Origin of the sequence: Natrialba swarupiae (genome assembly GCF_008245225.1) — an archaeon.
In the GTDB taxonomy this organism is placed as follows: Archaea; Halobacteriota; Halobacteria; order Halobacteriales; family Natrialbaceae; genus Natrarchaeobius; species Natrarchaeobius swarupiae.
The window spans coordinates 1-18,250 of sequence record NZ_VTAW01000028.1 but is presented as its reverse complement, the minus strand read 5'-3'; the positions used below and the strand labels follow the sequence as shown (position 1 = coordinate 18,250).

Genomic DNA, 18,250 nt, shown 5'->3' with positions numbered 1-18,250 from the left:
TCTAGAAGTGATAGCCGTGCTGTTCGGTCAGCCTGTACGCCGACACTCCCCAGACGTAGCTTTGACCCGGCCACCAGGTGCGAGCGTTGTTGAACCCAGCGATGAGAACGTCACCGTCTTCGCCCTCTGGATCGGGATGGTAGCTCACCGAGCCGCTGTCCCCGTCGGTGAGATCCATCTCTCCGCCCCAGCGGATCTGCCCCCGACGACAGAAGTCGTCGGTAAAGCAGGTAACGGCGTCGATCCCCTGAATCTGCCCCGTCGTGTGGCCGGTGAGCGCACCCACCTTCTCGAGTTCCTCATCTCGGGCGATGAGGTCGGCGAGCCCGTACTTGGTGTATTGCCCTCGGACTCGCGCGACCGAGGGGGCAACGATCCGACTCGAGGGGAGTACCCCGCCGTTCGGTTCGACGACCGCGACGTCTTCGATCGGATGGGACTGGACGACGGTTCCTAACTCGAGGGTTTCACCGCTGCCGATCGGAAGCCCGAGCGTCTCGCCGTCGAGCGTCGACATTGATTTAAACGCGTGTTCGGCGGTGGCGAACAACGGCCCATTCGCGTTGGGGTGGTACAATGCGGGGGCCAGCGTCGCCACACTCGACGGCGTCTCACAAGCGAATCCGCTGGGGACGTCTCCGTCGGGAAGCCGCTCCATCAGTCGCGGTTCGGTAAAATCCGGGCCGTCTTCCATCCGCTCGAGGCGAATAATACCCTCCGTGTCGATCGAGACCCCATCGGCGAACTCCTCGATCATCTCGGGAATCGACTGACCCTCGCTGGAGACGCCGATCGAGACGCTCGCGGTCGCGCTGTCGTAGTTACCCGGGACGACGGCGCTGCCGAGATACCCGGTAAATCCGACCCTGGCCAGTAACTCGTTGAGTTCGAACGCTTTCTCGACGGCGGCGTACCACTCGGCCGAAACGGAACGGGTTCGCTCCCGGAGCGAAGACGGATCGTCGGGGTCGTCTCTGACGAGCGCCGTGACGATCGGCACCTCGCCGTCGTCGACGCCGAGAAAGTCCTCGACGCCGAGGAGGTGGGCGACGCCGACGGCGTAGCCACTCGTCGCGACGGTTCGAAGGAACTCGCGACGGTCCATCCCCGACTCGAGGCGGGTACGAAGCGTCGTGAGACGATGGACGAGTCGCTCCATTTGATCCTCAGGTTCGGCGTCGAACCGGCGCTGTCCCCAACTGTGTCTCGGTCGACCAAAGCTAACGTTCACGTACACGGAGAGAGTCGTTCGCTATCCTACTAGGAGGCGAAACTGGGCGAAGGGCGTTCTGCCTGCAACTGCCGCCGGACGTGTCGTCGACGGCCACCGCCGTGACATCGACGGACGTCACTATCGAAGACAGTGACGGTGGTCTGCTTTCGCTCGCGGACGAGCGGCGAGCAGCGTTGGACTGGCCGCTCGAGTACGGTCGGTGTGGATCAGTTCGACGACGAACATATTTGCGGATTGCTGTACCGTGTTACCGCTGAAATCGCAGACGTGTCGCGGGTTCTGCGGTACCGATTGAGAGGAAACCGTATAATAGCTGAACCACTGAACGCAAGCGTTGGTGTACGTCATCCGACAACGATCTATCGTCTCCGTGTTGGTGACCACGGAGGCACGGTCCACTCTCTGGAGGCCCCGCGCCACGCCCGACATCCCCTCTTTCCCCACCGCTCCGATGGGGACCGACCACAGTGATGGAGTCGCGCGGGCCACTCCCCTCTCCGCCCCACGCGCCGCCGACGAGTCGCCCACATCCACGATCCGACGCGACCGCCCTCGATTGGTCCTCGCTGACCGCCAGGTCGCTGACAGAGCAACCATTTTGCCACCGTATCACGGTCCGATCCGCGCTGGGTTTTTGTCTCTCTCCATCGACCAACTGTTATGAACGTTCGAATCGCCGGGGAGGCGACCGACGATGAAGCATCGGCCGTCGCCGCCGCGTTGGCCGAACACGTCGGCGACACCGTCGAAGTGTACGTCGGCGACGACGACGAGCCGGCGGTCGTCCACGAGTTCGACGACGAGTCGGCGAGCCCCTCACCAGCCGACCGGACGGAATCGGAGACCGACGAACTCGAGCCGACCGACCGCGAACGACGGCTTCGTGAGGAAATCGAGGACATCTACGAAGGTGGCCCCGAACGCTACCGGGAACAACTCGAGGAAGGGGAGAAACTGTTCGTCCGCGACCGACTCGAGCTGTGGTTCGGCGACGACGGGAACGAATTGCTCTTCGAGGATGGGCGCTTTGGGGCGTTCGACGACTGGCATCCCGAGGGCGTCGGTGAGGAGACGGACGACCGGCTGCCGGCGGACGGACTCATCACCGGCGCGGCGACGTTCGAGGGGCGGGACGTTCACTTCATGGCCAACGACTACACGGTCAAACGCGGCAGTATGGCCGCAAAGGGCGTCGAGAAGTTCCTCCGAATGCAACAGCGGGCTCTGAAGACCGGTCGGCCGGTGCTCTATCTGATGGACTCCTCGGGCGGTCGAATCGACCAGCAGACCGGCTTCTTCGCCAATCGCGAGGGGATCGGCAAGTACTACTACAACCACTCGATGCTCTCCGGTCGCGTCCCCCAGATCTGCGTGCTCTACGGGCCGTGTATCGCCGGCGCGGCGTACACGCCGGTCTTCGCCGACTTCACGATCATGGTCGAGAACATGTCAGCGATGGCGATTGCCTCGCCACGAATGGTCCAGATGGTGACCGGCGAGGAGATCGACCTCGAGGCGCTGGGCGGCCCCCAGGTCCACGCCCGGGAGTCAGGCTCGGCGGACCTGGTCGCCGAAGACGAAGAACACGCCCGCGAACTCGTCGCGCAGTTGATCACCTACCTCCCGGACAACGCCGACGAGACGCCGCCACGCGGCGAACCGACGCCGCCCGATCGTTCGCCAGCAGGAATCGACGCCGTCGTCCCACAGCACCCAAACGAGGGATACGACGTGCTGGACGTCGTCGAGCGGGTCGTCGATGGCGGCACCTACTTCGAGTTACGCCCCGATTACGGCGCGGAGATCCTCACCGCGTTCGCCCGGATCGACGGCCGCCCGATCGGCATCGTCGCCAATCAACCGGCCCACCGTGCGGGGGCGATCTTCCCCGACGCCGCCGAGAAGGCGGCGGAGTTTATCTGGACGTGTGACGCGTTCAACGTCCCGCTGCTCTACCTCTGTGATACCCCCGGATTCATGGCCGGTTCGCAGGTCGAGACGGAGGGAATCCTCGAGGCGGGCAAGAAGATGATCTACGCGACGTCGTCGGCGACGGTGCCGAAACAGACGGTCGTCGTCCGCAAGGCCTACGGCGCGGGGATCTACGCGATGGGGGGTCCAGCGTACGATCCCGAGAGCGTCATCGGCCTCCCGTCCGGCGAGATCGCAATCATGGGTCCCGAGGCGGCGGTCAACGCCGTCTACGCCCGCAAACTTTCCGAGATCGACGACCCCGAAAAACGGGAGCGACGCGAGCGCGAACTGCGCGAGGAGTACCGCGAGGACATCGACGTCCATCGGATGGCCAGCGAGGTCGTCATCGACGAAATCGTTCCGCCGAGTGAGCTCCGCGAGGAGCTGGCCGCACGCTTTGCGTTCTATGAGGACGTCGAGAAATCACTCCCGCGGAAGAAACACGGCACGGTCATTTAACTCGAGACGCCGCCCTCCCGTATCCCGAGTGGATCGCTCGAGACGAGTTCGTCGACGACCCCGTCGCCGGCGCGGGCGGCGTTTTCGATCGCGAGCGCCAGACTCGCCTCGTTCCCGTCGAAACTCTCCTCGACGGATTCGCCCGGCGACGGTCGGTCGTAGTTCGCGATCGCACGCACGCTCACGTAGCGCTCGAGTAGACCGAATCGCTCGAGTGCGGTCGCCGTCGCGGCGTCTTCCATCTGCGTCGTTACGTAGGGATCGACGCCGTAGCGTTCACAGAGGTGGTCGACCTCCCGCGCGTAGCGCTCGCCGTGCCAGAACTCGTCGCCTGTAACGGTCGTTCCGACGCCGACGATCGGGCCGGTTTCCGGCGCGTCCGGGTACCGGCGCTGGTAGGCGAGCGTTTCGTCGTTCTCGACAAGCGCGACGGATCGGGCACCACGGAGGCCGGTCTCGACGACTCGGTCGTCGAGGTGGGAGACGTAATCGCGGGGCCGGTACGCGAGGAGGTCGATCGTTTCGAATTCGGCGGCGTCACCGTCGTCGGCTCCGGCGACGGACTCCGCACCGCGGTCCCAGCGGTGTTTTCGATCCCAGTCGACGACGACGTCGGCGACCGCGACGGAGCCGAGCGCGGCCGTGGCCGGCGACGCGCCGGCGATTCCACAGGAGACGACGTACGCCGACTCGAGATCGATGGCCGGGTTCGCGAGCAACGCGGTCACGGTCGTGGCCGCGTCGCTCTTGCCGATTCCCGTCGTCGTGATCGCGACCCCGCCCGGTGTGAGATATAGCGGCGTGTCGGCACCCGGAATCTCGTAGGCAGCCTCGAGATCTCGGCGCTCGAGCCAGGGTCGGCGTTCGTCGAGCGGCTCCTCGGCGGCCGCCGGGAGGACGAGCGCGGAGGGCTGGACCGGGTCGTCGGGGTCCGCCGGTCGGGGGGTCGGACGGTCCCGATTGGCGCTCGGGTCGGCCTCGGCCGCGCCACCGGTCGTAGTCGGATCGTCGCTCATGACCACGACCTCGTGGGGTAAACGGAAAGAATTTCGGACCGCCACTCCCTCGGTCGGCCCGTGACCGACGGCGAACGGCTCACGATCGACGACGAGATCCTGGCCAGGGCGCGGATTCACGCCCGGGGCGTCAGCCGCGAGTACGACCTCGAGGTCGACCTCGGGGCCCTCGAGTGGTCGGTCTCGGCGCGGGCGAAACGCCGTGCGGGTGCCTGTCGGTGGAATACACGCCGGGAAGTGGCGACGATCGTCCTCACGCGGCGGGCCTACGAGCGCTACGAGTGGGAGGAGTTCGCCGCGGTCGTCAGACACGAACTCGTCCACGCCTGGGAGTTCCAGCAGTTTGGCGAATCGGGTCACGGTTCCCGCTTTCGCGAGAAGGCTGCGACGCTCGACGCGCCGCGTCACTGCCGGTCGTTCGCCGAGCCGAGATACGTCCTCCGGTGTCTCGAGACCGACTGCGAGTGGACGGCGACGCGCCACCGGGCCTCGAAGCCGGTGACCTCTCCCGGTCGGTACTGGTGTGGCTGTTGTGGCGGCACCTACGAGGTCGAACACGCCGACAGCGGTCGGACGTGGACGACCTCGAGTGGTTACGGCGGCGCGAAGTCGGCACTCGGAGAGGAGTGGTAGTCGCCTGTCGCGACAGCCGCGATCGCCGCCCAGAACCACCGCGAACGGGGTGCGTTCGCGGAACACTTATTCGGCTCAGCGGACCTGTTGTAGCCATGGGAATACTCGACCTGATGCTGGGGAGTTCGGGCCCCGGCGAACAGGGCGTCGAGGGGAAGTCGTACGCACTCCCGAAGGAGACCCACGAGTTCGTCTACCCCGTCGCCGTCAGACGCGAGGAACTCGAGGCGTTCGCGACGTTACTCGAGGCCGAGGCCGACGCACCGTCGTTCGAGGAGAACGTCGACGAGGTCCAGGCGGCTCTCGATTCGGTACTCGAAGACCACGACATCGACGCGGCGGAACTCGCCGACGAACGACGACGACCGCGTCGCGTGGCCGAACCGGTGATCGACCACTGGCTCGACCAGTTCGAGGACGACGCCGACCTCGGCGTCGTCTACGCGCTCCCCGGCACCCGTCCCGCGCTCGTTTCGTTCGTCGGGCTCTGTCGGCGCCGCGACCAGGACGTCGACGATCCGTTCGAACGTCCCGAGTCGTTCTCTCGCGTGACGGCGTTGCTCGATCGACTCGAGGCCGCGACCGACAGTCAGTATCGGGCCGTCGTTCACACGGATCTCTTGGCGGCCAAAGAGCGGTGAGAGATCGGATCAGCGGTCCACGAGAGTCGGAGAGAGGCAGATGCGCGAAGTAACGAACGACTGGACGCCCGTCAGTTGGACTCGCAGATCTCGAGGAAGTTCTCGAAGATTTCGTCGCCTTCCTCGGTATGTGCGACCTCCGGGTGCCACTGGACGCCGTAGAGATCGCGGTCGGTGTCGCTCATCGCCTCGACGTCACAGACGTCGCTTTTCCCGGTCAACTCGAACCCGTCGGGGAGTTCCTTGACTTCGTCGGCGTGGCTCGCCCAGACCCGCGTCTCGGGGTGAAGCGAGCCGGTAAGCGGATCGTCCTCGTCGACGATATCGACGGTGACGTCGGCGTACCCACCATACTCGCCGCCGCCGACGCGACCGCCGAGTTCCTCGGCGATCAGTTGCATGCCGAGACAGATCCCTAACACGGGGAGATCGCTCTCGAGATACGCCGCCGACTTGCCGATGCGATCCATATCCGGTCCACCCGAGAGAACGACACCGTCGGCGTCGACCTCTTCCGGAGCCGTCTCGTTGTCGACCAATTCCGTCTCGACGCCGAGGTCCCGAAGCGCCCGGCGCTCCAGATGCGTAAACTGTCCGTGGTTGTCGACCACGACGATCTTCGTCATTGGCGGCTCCTAGCCGCTCAGGTGGTAAAAACGGTCCGAAAACCGATCCGATCTCTCGGGCTCCGGTACGTTTATCCTCCCGACTGCACATCGATTCGTATGGCAATCGATCGCAACGCGTTCGATCATCCGTCGTGGATCGCCGCAGCCGGAACGGGCGTCGGCTACCTCCTGATTCTCGCCGTGTTGACGCTCGCACTGTTCGTCGTCCCGTGGCTCGTGTTCGCGGCGCTGTGAGGACGAGTCTGGAGTCGGAGACGGCTGAGACGCGACTCGAGGTCGAGCGATCGCGAAAACGCGATTCGAAGCGGAAAACGGAGAGGGTCTAGGCGAACGTCTTGGAGACTTCGTCGGATGCGTCCGAGTCGGCCTGGATCTTCTCCCAGGCGCTACGGAAGTCCTCCATCCTAATCTCGGTTCGGTCGTCGCGGATGGCGAACATCCCCGCTTCGGTGCAGATCGCCTTGATGTCGGCACCGGAGGCTTCGTCCGCTTCGTCCGCGAGTTCGGTGAACTCGACGTCGTCGGCGACGTTCATGCCGCGGGTGTGGATCTCGAAGATGATCTCGCGACCCTCCTGGTTCGGCTTGGGCACCTCGATGAGGCGGTCGAACCGGCCCGGGCGCAAGATCGCACGGTCGAGCATGTCGAAGCGGTTGGTCGCGGCGATGATGCGGATCTCGCCGCGTTCCTCGAAGCCGTCCATCTCGGAGAGGAGTTGCATCATCGTCCGCTGGACCTCTGCGTCGCCCGAGGTCTTCGACTCGGTTCGTTTTGCGGCTATGGCGTCGATCTCGTCGATGAAGATCACCGCGGGTTCGTGCTCGCGGGCGACCTTGAACAGATCACGCACCAGCTTCGCGCCCTCGCCGATGAACTTGTGGACGAGTTCGGAGCCGGCCATCTTGATGAAGGTGGCGTCGGTCTGGTTCGCGACGGCCTTCGCGAGCATCGTCTTGCCCGTCCCCGGCGGGCCGTACAGCAACACGCCGCTCGGCGGATCGATTCCGACGTCGTCGAACATCTCGGGGCTCTCGAGGGGCATTTCGACGGTCTCGCGGACCTCCTGCATCTGCTCTTCGAGGCCGCCGATGTCCTCGTAGCTGACGTCCGGACTCTCGGTGACTTCCATCACGCGAGCGCGCACGTCGGTTTCGTTCGAGAGAGACTTGACGATAGAGAGTGAGTTGTTGACCGCGACGCGCGCGTCCGGTTCGAGTTCCTCGCGCATCTCGTCGGTGACTTCGGTCAGCGCCTCCTGGTTGTTCCCGTGTTGTTTGATAATGACGCCTTCGTCCGTGATCTCCTGGATCGTGGCGACGAACAGCGGGGATTGCTTGAGCTTCTTGTTCTCGTGTGTGAGCCGCTCGAGTTTCTGCTGGTACTTGTTGTTCTCGGCGTTCGCGTCGAGGAGTTTGTCTCGCATCTCCTCGTTTTGCGCCTCGAGGATCTCCAGCCGTTCCTCGAGCGCCTGGATCTTCTCCTGTTGGGACGCCTCGTCCTCGTCGTATGGGAGGTCGACGTCGTCCACAGTGTCGGTCATCACCCAAGCTTTGGGTGTTGGTTCATAAGAGGCTTCGGGTCGAAACGATTCGCCGTGGGAGATAACTCCCAAGCATTAAACGAAACAGTAAATATTATTACCTCGTATTCGGAATAGGTAGACGATGAGTGCTTCAGAGACGTTTCGACAGGACGCCGAGCAACGAGGGACGTGGGACGACGTTCGCGACCTCCCGCCGAGTGCGAAACTCGTCGCGAAGGTCTTAGAGTACAACGAGACGATGACCCAACAGCAGATCGCAGACGAGACGCTTCTCCCCTCGCGGACGGTTCGCTACGCGCTGAATCGCCTCGACGAGGAGAACGTGATCGACTCCCGGTTTTCTTTCTCCGACGCGCGAAAACGCCTCTACACGCTGGATATCGACGCCTAACGCACTCTCCGTTTCTCTCTCGCTTCGGGTGTACAGCTCCGACATCGAGACGCCCCTTTACTTTCGCTCCGGTCGCGGAATCCCTATAGGGGCGACACGCCAATGGAGGGATAGATGACGCGGGTGATACATACGGGCGACACCCACATCGGGTATCAACAGTACAACGCGCCCGAACGACGACGGGATTTCCTCGAGGCGTTCCGGAGCGTTGTCGAGGACGCGGTCGACGACGACGTCGACGCCGTGGTCCACGCGGGTGACCTCTTTCACGACCGCCGGCCGGGGCTGATCGACCTCCAGGGAACCGTCGACGTACTCCGGACGCTCGCCGACGCCGACATTCCGTTCTTGGCAGTCGTCGGCAACCACGAGGGGAAACGCGACGCTCAGTGGCTCGACCTCTTTGCCGACCTCGGCCTCGCGACCAGACTCGGTGCCGAGCCAACGGTGGTCGGTGACGCCGCCTTCTACGGGCTCGACTTCGTTCCCCGGTCGCGACGGGACGACCTCAGCTACGAGTTTGATCCCGTCCCCGAGGAGGCCGATCACGCGACGCTCGTGAGCCACGGCCTGTTCGAGCCGTTCGCCCACGCGGACTGGGACACCGAGACCCTGCTCGAGGACGCGACTGTCGACTTCGACGCCCTCTTGCTCGGGGACAACCACGCCCCCGGCACCGCGGAGGTGCTCGACACCTGGGTCACCTACTGCGGGTCTACCGAACGCGCGAGCGCCAGCGAACGTGAGGGCCGAGGCTACAACATCGTCGAGTTCGCAGACGACGTCGCGATCAGCCGCCGTGGACTCCCCTCGACGCGCGAGTTCGTCTTTGTCGACGTCGAACTCGAGGAGGGCGAGGGCGTCGACCGCGTGCAGGACCGAGTGCGCCAACACGACCTCGCGGAGGCGGTCGTCGTCGTCACGATCGAGGGGGCAGGCCGGCCGATCGCACCCGCGGCGATCGAAGAACTGGCGACCGACCGCGACGCGTTAGTCGCCCGCGTCAACGACCGCCGCGAACTCCCCGACGAGGACGAGGCGGTCACCGTCAGCTTTGCCGATCCGGACGACGCCGTCCGCGAGCGGGTCCGCGAACTCGGGCTGAGCGACGCCGCCCTCGAGATCGATCGCACCGTCCGCGAGGACGAACTCCCGGACTCGAACGTCCGCGAGACGGTCGAACGGCGGGTTCGAGACCTGCTCGAGGACGACGACGCGGCGTTCGACCCGGCACCCGAACGCGACCCGGAGACGGTGACGACCGTCGCGGACCACCTTTCGGGTACGGACGGCGAGAACGGCGACGAACCGGACGCGACCACCGAGCAGAGGGGCGACGACGCCGACCGAGAGGACACTGCCGCCGACGAGGAGGACGACGCCGCGACCGAAGTCGGTTCCCCGGAGGGGAACGATACGACCGAGCAGGCCGAAGAGACAGAACCGGTCGACGAACCGGCGGATGCATCGCTGGGTGATTTCGCGTGAGAGTCGACCGAATCCGCCTGGAGAACTTCAAGTGCTACGGCGACGCCGACCTGCGACTCGAGGACGGCGTCACCGTCGTCCACGGCGTCAACGGCAGCGGCAAGTCGACGCTGCTCGAGGGAGTCTTCTTCGCACTGTACGGCTCGAAGGCGCTCGACGATCGGACGCTCGACGACGTCATCACGATCGGAGAGGACAGCGCGGAGATCGAGGTCTGGTTCACCCACGACGGCCGGGAATACCACGTCGAACGCCGCCTCTCGCTTCGGGGCGACCGGGCGACCACCACGAAGTGTGTCCTCGAGACACCGGATGGGACGATCGAGGGCGCTCGCGACGTTCGTCGGCGAGTGACGGAACTCCTGCGGATGGACGCCGACGCGTTCGTCAACTGCGCGTACGTCCGCCAGGGCGAGGTCAACAAACTCATCCACGCCTCGCCGAGCGAGCGCCAGGACATGATTGACGACCTCCTGCAACTCGGCGCACTCGAGGAGTACCGCGAACGGGCGAGCGATGCCCGTCTCGGCGTCAAAACGGTACTCGACGGCCAACAGGAGGTCCTCGAGGACGTCCGCACGCAGGTCGAACGGAAAGAGGACAAGGAGCTCCACGAGCGACTGAACGGTCTCGAGTCACGACGCAGCGAGATCTCGGAGGAGATCGACCACTACGAGACTCAACGCGAGCAGGCGGAGCAAACGCGCGACGCGGCCGAGGACGTCCTCGAGCGCCACGAGGAGACTCGCGAGGAGATCGCCGACCTCGAGGACGAAATCGAGGAGCTACGGTCGAAGATATCCGAGACGTCCCAGCAGCGTGAGGACGCGAAAGACCGAATCCGGGACCGCGAGGACGAACGCGAGGAGCTGGCCGAGGAACGCGAGAAACGACTGAGCGAGGTCGACCTCGAACGTAGCGACTCCGACGGCGTCGAAGAGCACGTTGCGGACCTCGAGGCTCGCGACGAGGATCTACGGGACGATCTGGAGGAGGTCCGGGTCGCGATCACGAAAGCCAACGGCGAGATCGAGCGACTCCGCGAGGAGGCCGACGATCTCGAGTCCCAGGCGACCGAGGCCCGCGCGGACGCCGACGACCTCGGCGAACGGATCGACAGCGACGAAGACGACATCGCGGACCGCGAGGAGAAACTCGACGAACTCGACGACGAGGTCCAGTCGATACGCGAACGGTTCGATGCAGCGCCCATCGAGTTCGGCGACGCCGCCGCCCATCTCGCGGAACTCGAGACCGTACGAGAGGGACTGACCGACGAGATCGGCGACGTCACTGCCGACATCAGAGCCGCCGAGAACGCCATCGACGAGGGCGAACGACTCCTCGAGGAGGGGAAGTGTCCCGAGTGTGGCCAACCCGTGACGGACTCGCCACACGTCGACGTACTCGAAGACAGACGCGAGGAACTCGAGACGCTCGAACAACGCCTCGAGGAACTCGAGACCGAACGCGAAGAGCTCGACGAGCGGATCGAACGTGCCGAGGACCGCCGCGAGGACGAGCGCCGCGTCGACCGGCTCGAGGACAACCGCGATACCGTCACACAGTTACTCGAAGAGAAACGCGAGACGCTCGCGGAGCGCCGAGAGCAGCGTCTGCAACTGCTCGAAGACGCCGACGAGTACGAGGCCGACGCCGACGCGAAACGCGAGGAGGCCGGCGACCACGAGGACGACCTCGCCGAGAAGCGGGCCCAACTCGGCGAAATCAACGGCGAGCGAAGCGAGATCAAGGACACACTGGAGTCACTGCGTCGTATCGAGGATATCGACGACAGACGCGACGATCTCGAGACCGAGATCGAGAACCTCCGCGAACGCCGACAGGACTGGCAGCAGTTGAACGACGAGCGCCGCGAGACGCTTTCGAGCAAACGCGAGCGCAAACGCGACCTCGAGTCCGAGTTCGACGAGAGGCGGGTCCAGACGGCCCGTGAAGACAAGCAAAACGCCGACCACTACCTCGAGCAAGTCGACGAGAAGCTCGTGGAGCTCGAGGAGCGACACGACGACGTCCAGAACGCCATCGGGGCGGTCGAGAACGAACTCGAGGAGCTCGAGCGGCTTCGCGACCGCCTCGAGCGCCTCCAACACCGGGCGGACCGACTCGAGTCGTTGTACGAGGAAGCACAGACGCTGCAGACGACGTACGGGGATCTTCGGGCGGAACTTCGCCAGCGCAACGTCGAGACGCTCGAGCGGCTGCTCAACGAGACGTTCGACCTGGTCTACCGGAACGACTCGTACGCCTCGATCGATCTGGACGGCGACTACCGGTTGACCGTGTATCAGAAAGACGGCGAGTGTCTCGACCCCGAGCAGCTATCCGGCGGCGAGCGGGCGCTGTTCAACTTGAGCCTGCGGTGTGCGATCTATCGCCTGCTCGCTGAAGGCGTCGAGGGGGCTGCGCCGATGCCGCCGTTGATCCTCGACGAGCCGACGGTCTTTCTCGACTCGGGCCACGTCACCCAGCTCATCGCACTCGTCGAATCGATGCGGGAACTCGGGGTCGAACAGATCGTCGTCGTCAGCCACGACGAGGAACTCGTCGGGGCGGCGGACTCGCTGGTCCGCGTCGAGAAAGACGCCACGTCGAATCGGTCACGCCTCGAGCGTGGTGGGCCCCCGGAAGCGGCGCTGCTTGCGCCGGAGTAGCAGTCGAAATCGGAGTCTGGTGGCTTACGGTTCGCCTTCGATGCGGGTCACCGGTTGGCTGGCGCGGTCGCCCGTATCCAGTATCGACTCGAGGGCAGTCTCACATCGTTCGGTGAGTCGGTATCCGCGTTCGCCGCTGACGTCCGTCTCCTCGAGCAAGTCGGCCGAGGTCAACACTGTCAGTCGACCGTGAAGGTCGCTCTCACAGCGGTCGTAGCTGTCGAGTAACGTTTTCACCCGAAGTGGACCGCGATCGTCGAGTTCGAGGAGCAAGCCGAGTGTCTCCTCGTCGTGGACGGTCGTGAGGAACGTCCGAACGGGTTCGGAGATGGTCCATGCTGTGGCCTCGAGTGTGCCAGTCCCGTCGATCGACTCGAGTCGGTCGTTTTGGACGTAACACTCGTTTCCGTTCTGTGGGTCACGAACGAGACTCGCGTATTCGGATCGTTTAAGCAACAGGTACCGCTTGCCGGTGTCGTCCTGGACGGTTTTCATGAATGGTCGGTGTCGTCCGGTGTGTACCCTTCGGAGACGTCCCTTGAAGTCGTTTCGGAGCGTGACAGATCGGATTCATTTTCGTCGCCGTCCGTCCTCGGTTCGTCCCGGCCGTCAGTGGAACGCGAGTCGTCCTGTGACGCTCGGTAGTTCCTGTAACGGCGGTGTGCCATCCCGAACAGGAGAACGCCACCGACCAACAGCGCGATCGCGTGGTTCGAAATCCCGTGGAAGATCAGAAAAATGACACCGAGTGAGACGGCGAAGACCGCCGCGTTGACGACGAGAACGATCGCCCAGAACGTTCGCTTGAGCTCCGCCGGCACGTCGGAGGTATCGATCGACGGCTCGTGTGGGTTTCCCGATCCGATACCGAAATCCGACTTCAGGTCCTCGGTGAGCGTCGATCCGGCGTCTTCGGTCTCGACGCGCGGTATCGTGAGCGAGTCACTGTTGGGATCCCGGAACTCGGCCTCCGGGTCGTACTCGTCCGGCTCGTTCTCGGACCGTTCGTCGATCACGTCCGAACGGAGGGGAACCAGGAGCAAAAGGATTCGCGTTTCAGCTGATACGGTTGCCGTCGACGTACGGGGGGCGACGGCGCTCGAGACGTTCAGGCGAGATCCGCGAGCGTGAGCGTCTGGGACGTCTCGACCCAGGCAAGTGGGTTCTCGGCATCGTAGAAGACGACGCCGTCGTCAATCTCGTAGCACTCGATCGTGGCGGTTCCCTCGGGGACGGTTCCTCGCTCGCTCCGATCCATCACGTCGTCGTCGTTCAGGGAAGACACATCAGACACCAGTTCATGCTATGTGTTACCATATTATATGTCTTTTTGCTCACGGCATATCACGTTCGAACGACGAACGGGCACTGAGCGTGACCCATTACAGTCGGATTGCAGGGGTTTTTATCCGGGGGTTGCAAAGTCGAATATCATGACTGAGGCGGGCCAGACCGGTCTCGCGGAGTTCGCCGCGGAGCCTGAAGACCGGCCGGACAAGGAGGCAGTCGCCGTCGCCGGAAACGGTGGATCGAACGCCGCTGACGTGATCGACGTCGTCGCTGAGACCCTTCCCGAACCCGAGGGTGAACTCGAGCTGGCCGTGATGCAGGTCGACTACACGGTTGCAGGTTATGGCGACGAGGAACGGCCGATCATGCACGTGTTCGGTCGAACCACAGACGGCGAACTTGAGCACGTGCAGGTCGTCGGCTTCGAACCCTACTTCTATGCGCCGACGAGCACGCTCGAGCGTCCGCCCGAGGAGGAGTACGACCGGATCACGAGAAGCGAAGCGGAAGACGAGAACGGCAAGCCCTACGAGAGTATCCGTGGGGAGAAGCTTACGAAGATCTTCGGCCAGACGCCACGGGACGTCGGACAGATCCGTGACGACTTCGAACACTACGAAGCGGACATTCTCTTTCCGAACCGTTTTCTGATCGACAAGGACGTCAGAAGCGGGGTTCGCGTTCCGGAACGACGCGCCGACGACGATTCGCTCGTCGTCCCCCACGACGAAGTCGAATCCGTGGACGTCGATGCCGACCCACGCGTCCTGACGTTCGACATCGAGGTCGAGGACCGCCACGGCTTCCCCGAGGACGGCGAGGAACCGATCGTCTGTCTTACCAGCCACGACTCTTACCGTGACGAGTACGTCATGTGGGTCTGTGCGGCAGGCGATGGGGATGGCGACATCCCCGACGAGATCACCGAGTACGAGCCGATCGAGGGCGACATCGACCACGCGGTTCGGGCCTTCGACGCGGAAGAAGCCATGCTCGAGGCGTTCATCGAGTATATCGAAGAAACCGATCCAGACGTCACCTGCGGGTGGAATTTCGAGGATTTCGACGCACCCTACCTCCTGGATCGCCTCGAGGAGCTACAGGGGCCACACCACGACTACGATCTCTCGATCGATCGTCTCTCTCGTGTCGACGAGGTCTGGCGGAGCAACTGGGGCGGGCCCGACATCAAAGGCCGAGTCGTCTTCGACCTGCTGTATGGCTACCAGCGGATGGTGTTCTCGGAACTGGACTCCTACCGTCTCGACGCCGTCGGCGAGAGCGAACTCGGCGTCGGCAAGGAACGCTACACCGGCGACATCGGCGACCTCTGGGAGGACGATCCGACGCAGTTGCTCGAGTACAACCTTCGGGACGTCGAACTCTGTGTCGAACTCGACCGCCAGCAGTCGATCATCCCGTTCTGGGACGAGGTGCGCGCGTTCGTCGGCTGCAAGTTAGAAGACGCCCCGACGCCCGGCGACGCGGTCGACATGTACGTCCTCCACCAGGCGTACGGACAGTTCGCACTGCCCTCGAAGGGCCAGCAAGATGCAGGCGAGGAGTACGAGGGTGGAGCCGTCTTCGAGCCGATCACTGGCGTCAAGGAGAACGTCACCGTCCTGGACCTGAAGTCGCTGTACCCGATGTGTATGGTGACGATCAACGCCTCACCGGAGACGAAAGTCGATCCCGAGGCGTACGGTGGCGAGACCTACGAAGCGCCGACGGGGACTCACTTCCAGAAAGAACCCGACGGCGTGAACCGCCAGATGATCGAGGAACTGCTCGCCGAGCGCGAAGAGAAGAAAGAGCTTCGGAACCAGTACGAGCCCGGCACTCCCGAGTACGAGCAGTACGACCGCCAGCAGGGTGCAGTGAAGGTTATCATGAACTCGCTCTACGGTGTGTCAGGTTGGGAACAGTTCAGACTATACGATAAGGAAGCGGCATCGGCTATTACGGCCACTGGCCGTGAAGTAATCGAGTTTACGGAAACTGCCGCAAACGAACTGAACTATCAGGTTGCATATGGAGATACCGACAGCGTCATGCTCGAGCTCGGTCCCGGCGTTCCCAAAGAAGACGCCCTCGAGCAATCGTTCGAGATCGAGGAACACATCAACGGCCGGTACGACGACTTCGCCCGCGAGGATCTAAACGCAGAACGCCATCGGTTCCAGATCGAATTCGAGAAGCTCTACCGGCGGTTCTTCCAGGCCGGCAAGAAGAAACGCTACGCCGGCCACATCACCTGGAAGGAGGGCAAGGACGTCGACACCGTCGACATTGTCGGCTTCGAGTACCAGCGCTCGGACATTGCCCCGATCACCAAGGAAGTCCAGCACGAGGTCATCGAGATGGTCGTCAAGGAAGGCGACGTCGAAGGGGCAAAGGAGTACCTCAACGGCGTCATCCAGGACGTCCTCGCAGGCGACGTGAGCCTCGAGGAGATCGCTATCCCGGGGGGGATCGGCAAACGTCTCGACAACTACGACACCGACACGGCCCAGGTTCGCGGCGCGAAGTACGCGAACCTCCTGTTGGGCACCAACTTCCAGCGGGGGAGCAAACCGAAGCGCCTCTATCTCGACCGGGTCGATCCTGCGTTCTTCCGCCGGATGGAAAACGAGGAGGGATTCGACCCACAGCACGATCACCTCTACGGCGCGTTCAAACGCGACCCCGACGTGATCTGTTTCGAGTACGACGACCAGATCCCCGACGGGTTCGAGATCGACTACGACAAAATGCTCGAGAAGACCCTCAAAGGGCCGATAGAGCGCATCCTCGAGGCACTCGGCGTCTCCTGGGAGGAGGTCAAATCGGGTCAGGAACAGACTGGCCTCGACAGTTTCATGTAGTGAGAGTTCCGCGAAACGACGCCCCGAGAGACGGGGAATCGGGATCGCCGTCGCCGAGGACAAGATTCGGGACAGCCGACGAGCGAGAGCGAACGGTCGGCTTGCGACGACGTCACCCTCGTGTTCAACCGAGAGATTTGTCGGGTGAGACTAATTGAAAGTACGACATGAAAGTGACAAGAGCGATAGCTATCGACGCTGTTCAGTTCCCTTAAGAGGAACTATTTTTCCGTGTTGCGGAATATTTCGCCCGTTCGCCAGAACGAATATTTCGCATTCGAGACCGTATCCAGTTGGATACGAAACCGTTATGAGTCGGACGACCCACCCTTCATATGACAGAGTACTATGGCACGTCTCGAACTACGCAACCTGCACGCGGAAGTGGCTGAGGGCGACGAGAAGATTCTCGAGGGTGTCGACCTCGAGGTCGAATCGGGCGAGATCCACGCCCTGATGGGGCCGAACGGCTCCGGCAAGTCGACGACCGCAAAGGTCATCGCCGGACATCCCGCTTACGAGGTCACCGACGGCGAGGTCTTGGTCCATCTCGAGGACGACGAGTTCGGTGACGAGATCGAGATCGACGAGGACCAGCGAACCTGGAACCTGCTGGATCTCGAGCCCAACGAACGTGCCGCACTCGGCGTCTTCCTCGGGTTCCAGTATCCCGCGGAGATCGAAGGTGTCACGATGACGAACTTCCTCCGGACGGCGCTCAACGCCAAGATCGAAGAACGCGAGGAACTCTTCGAGGAAGACGACGGCGAAGCCGACGAAGACGACGAGGGATTCGAGAGTTCGCCGATGGAGGGCCCCGCGGACGACGGCGAGGTCGGCGTCGCCGAGTTCCAGGAGATTCTCCAGGAGAAGATGGAGCAACTCGACATGGACGAGAAGTTCGCCCGCCGATACCTCAACGCGGGCTTTTCCGGCGGCGAGAAAAAGCAGAACGAGGTCCTCCAGGCCGCCATCCTCGAGCCGTCGGTCGCCGTCTTAGACGAGATCGACTCCGGGCTGGACATCGACCGACTCCAAGACGTCTCGAACGGCATCAACGCCCTTCGCGACGAGCAGGGCACCGGCATTCTCCAGATTACCCACTACCAGCGTATTCTCGACTACGTCGAGCCCGATCACGTCCACGTGATGCTCGACGGCCAGATCGCCAAAAGTGGCGGTCCCGAACTCGCCGAGGAGTTAGAGGACAAGGGGTACGACTGGGTTCGCGAAGAGGTCTACGGCACGGCGTAACCAAATTCAGCTAGAACAACGGTAATAACCCTACAGCCGTAACCACATACACAATCACATTATGAGTTCCGAACAAGACCACCTCAAAGAAACCGACACTGAAGCCCGGTTCGAGTTCAAGAAAGAGGAGAACGCCGCGGTGCGCTCCGAGAAGGG

Annotated in this window: 16 protein-coding genes; 9 read left to right on the top strand and 7 right to left on the bottom strand. The window is 63.3% G+C overall.

The window, feature by feature from the left end; all coding sequences use genetic code 11:
• Position 1 precedes the first annotated feature (1 nt).
• Positions 2 to 1,159, bottom strand: coding sequence for a hypothetical protein (locus FYC77_RS16610; protein WP_149082618.1), 1,158 nt, complete (start codon positions 1,157 to 1,159; stop codon positions 2 to 4).
• 735 nt (positions 1,160 to 1,894) lie between these two features.
• On the opposite strand from FYC77_RS16610, the gene FYC77_RS16605 reads away from it, so the two are divergent.
• Positions 1,895 to 3,667, top strand: a complete 1,773-nt coding sequence (locus FYC77_RS16605) for an acyl-CoA carboxylase subunit beta (protein WP_149082617.1) — start codon at positions 1,895 to 1,897, stop codon at positions 3,665 to 3,667.
• On the opposite strand, the gene FYC77_RS16600 is transcribed toward FYC77_RS16605, so the two are convergent.
• Positions 3,664 to 4,683 (bottom strand): phosphorylase family protein, encoded by a 1,020-nt coding sequence (locus FYC77_RS16600; protein WP_149082616.1) that lies wholly within the window; start codon positions 4,681 to 4,683, stop codon positions 3,664 to 3,666. The two genes, FYC77_RS16605 and FYC77_RS16600, sit on opposite strands and share 4 nt — an antisense overlap.
• Positions 4,684 to 4,743: 60 nt before the next feature.
• Between FYC77_RS16600 and FYC77_RS16595 the strand changes: the two genes are divergently transcribed.
• Both FYC77_RS16595 and FYC77_RS16590 read left to right on the top strand, forming a co-directional pair.
• Positions 4,744 to 5,316 carry a SprT family zinc-dependent metalloprotease gene (locus tag FYC77_RS16595; RefSeq protein ID WP_149082615.1) on the top strand — a complete coding sequence of 191 codons (573 nt, stop codon included), beginning with the start codon at positions 4,744 to 4,746 and terminating at the stop codon, positions 5,314 to 5,316.
• A 95-nt stretch (positions 5,317 to 5,411) separates the two neighbouring features.
• Positions 5,412 to 5,957, top strand: coding sequence for a hypothetical protein (locus tag FYC77_RS16590; RefSeq protein ID WP_149082614.1), 546 nt, complete (start codon positions 5,412 to 5,414; stop codon positions 5,955 to 5,957).
• Positions 5,958 to 6,028: 71 nt separating this feature from the next.
• On the opposite strand, the gene FYC77_RS16585 is transcribed toward FYC77_RS16590, so the two are convergent.
• Positions 6,029 to 6,583, bottom strand: a complete 555-nt coding sequence (locus FYC77_RS16585; RefSeq protein ID WP_149082613.1) for a GMP synthase subunit A — start codon at positions 6,581 to 6,583, stop codon at positions 6,029 to 6,031.
• A 99-nt stretch (positions 6,584 to 6,682) separates the two neighbouring features.
• Here FYC77_RS16585 and FYC77_RS20540 point away from each other — a divergent pair, with 99 nt between their 5' ends.
• On the top strand, positions 6,683 to 6,820 hold the full coding sequence (locus tag FYC77_RS20540) for a hypothetical protein (RefSeq protein ID WP_202911860.1): 138 nt from the start codon (positions 6,683 to 6,685) through the stop codon (positions 6,818 to 6,820).
• A gap of 88 nt (positions 6,821 to 6,908) precedes the next feature.
• Here FYC77_RS20540 and pan1 read toward each other — a convergent pair whose 3' ends face one another.
• Positions 6,909 to 8,126: a proteasome-activating nucleotidase Pan1 gene (gene pan1, locus FYC77_RS16580; RefSeq protein ID WP_149082612.1), complete on the bottom strand. Its 1,218-nt coding sequence runs from the start codon at positions 8,124 to 8,126 to the stop codon at positions 6,909 to 6,911.
• A gap of 124 nt (positions 8,127 to 8,250) precedes the next feature.
• Here pan1 and FYC77_RS16575 point away from each other — a divergent pair, with 124 nt between their 5' ends.
• The 3 genes from FYC77_RS16575 to rad50 all read left to right on the top strand — a co-directional run bounded on the left by FYC77_RS16575 (position 8,251) and on the right by rad50 (position 12,686).
• Positions 8,251 to 8,520, top strand: coding sequence for a MarR family transcriptional regulator (locus tag FYC77_RS16575; RefSeq protein ID WP_149082611.1), 270 nt, complete (start codon positions 8,251 to 8,253; stop codon positions 8,518 to 8,520).
• A gap of 114 nt (positions 8,521 to 8,634) precedes the next feature.
• On the top strand, positions 8,635 to 10,011 hold the full coding sequence (gene mre11, locus FYC77_RS16570) for a DNA double-strand break repair protein Mre11 (RefSeq protein WP_149082610.1): 1,377 nt from the start codon (positions 8,635 to 8,637) through the stop codon (positions 10,009 to 10,011).
• A complete protein-coding gene (rad50, locus tag FYC77_RS16565) occupies positions 10,008 to 12,686 on the top strand; it encodes a DNA double-strand break repair ATPase Rad50 (protein ID WP_149082609.1) in 2,679 nt (892 codons plus the stop codon). The genes mre11 and rad50 overlap by 4 nt, the downstream gene beginning before the upstream one ends.
• Before the next feature lie 24 nt (positions 12,687 to 12,710).
• Here rad50 and FYC77_RS16560 read toward each other — a convergent pair whose 3' ends face one another.
• The 3 genes from FYC77_RS16560 to FYC77_RS16550 form a co-directional block, all read right to left on the bottom strand.
• Complete coding sequence (locus FYC77_RS16560) at positions 12,711 to 13,181, bottom strand: DUF7346 family protein (protein ID WP_149082608.1); 471 nt, start codon at positions 13,179 to 13,181, stop codon at positions 12,711 to 12,713.
• Positions 13,178 to 13,702 (bottom strand): DUF7322 domain-containing protein, encoded by a 525-nt coding sequence (locus FYC77_RS16555; RefSeq protein ID WP_149082607.1) that lies wholly within the window; start codon positions 13,700 to 13,702, stop codon positions 13,178 to 13,180. The genes FYC77_RS16560 and FYC77_RS16555 overlap by 4 nt, the downstream gene beginning before the upstream one ends.
• A gap of 92 nt (positions 13,703 to 13,794) precedes the next feature.
• Positions 13,795 to 13,980, bottom strand: coding sequence for a DUF7331 family protein (locus tag FYC77_RS16550; protein ID WP_149082606.1), 186 nt, complete (start codon positions 13,978 to 13,980; stop codon positions 13,795 to 13,797).
• A gap of 139 nt (positions 13,981 to 14,119) precedes the next feature.
• On the opposite strand from FYC77_RS16550, the gene FYC77_RS16545 reads away from it, so the two are divergent.
• A complete protein-coding gene (locus FYC77_RS16545; protein WP_149082605.1) occupies positions 14,120 to 16,840 on the top strand; it encodes a DNA-directed DNA polymerase in 2,721 nt (906 codons plus the stop codon).
• Positions 16,841 to 17,188: 348 nt separating this feature from the next.
• Positions 17,189 to 18,094, top strand: a complete 906-nt coding sequence (locus FYC77_RS16540; RefSeq protein ID WP_149082604.1) for an ABC transporter ATP-binding protein — start codon at positions 17,189 to 17,191, stop codon at positions 18,092 to 18,094.
• The last annotated feature ends 156 nt before the right edge of the window (positions 18,095 to 18,250 follow it).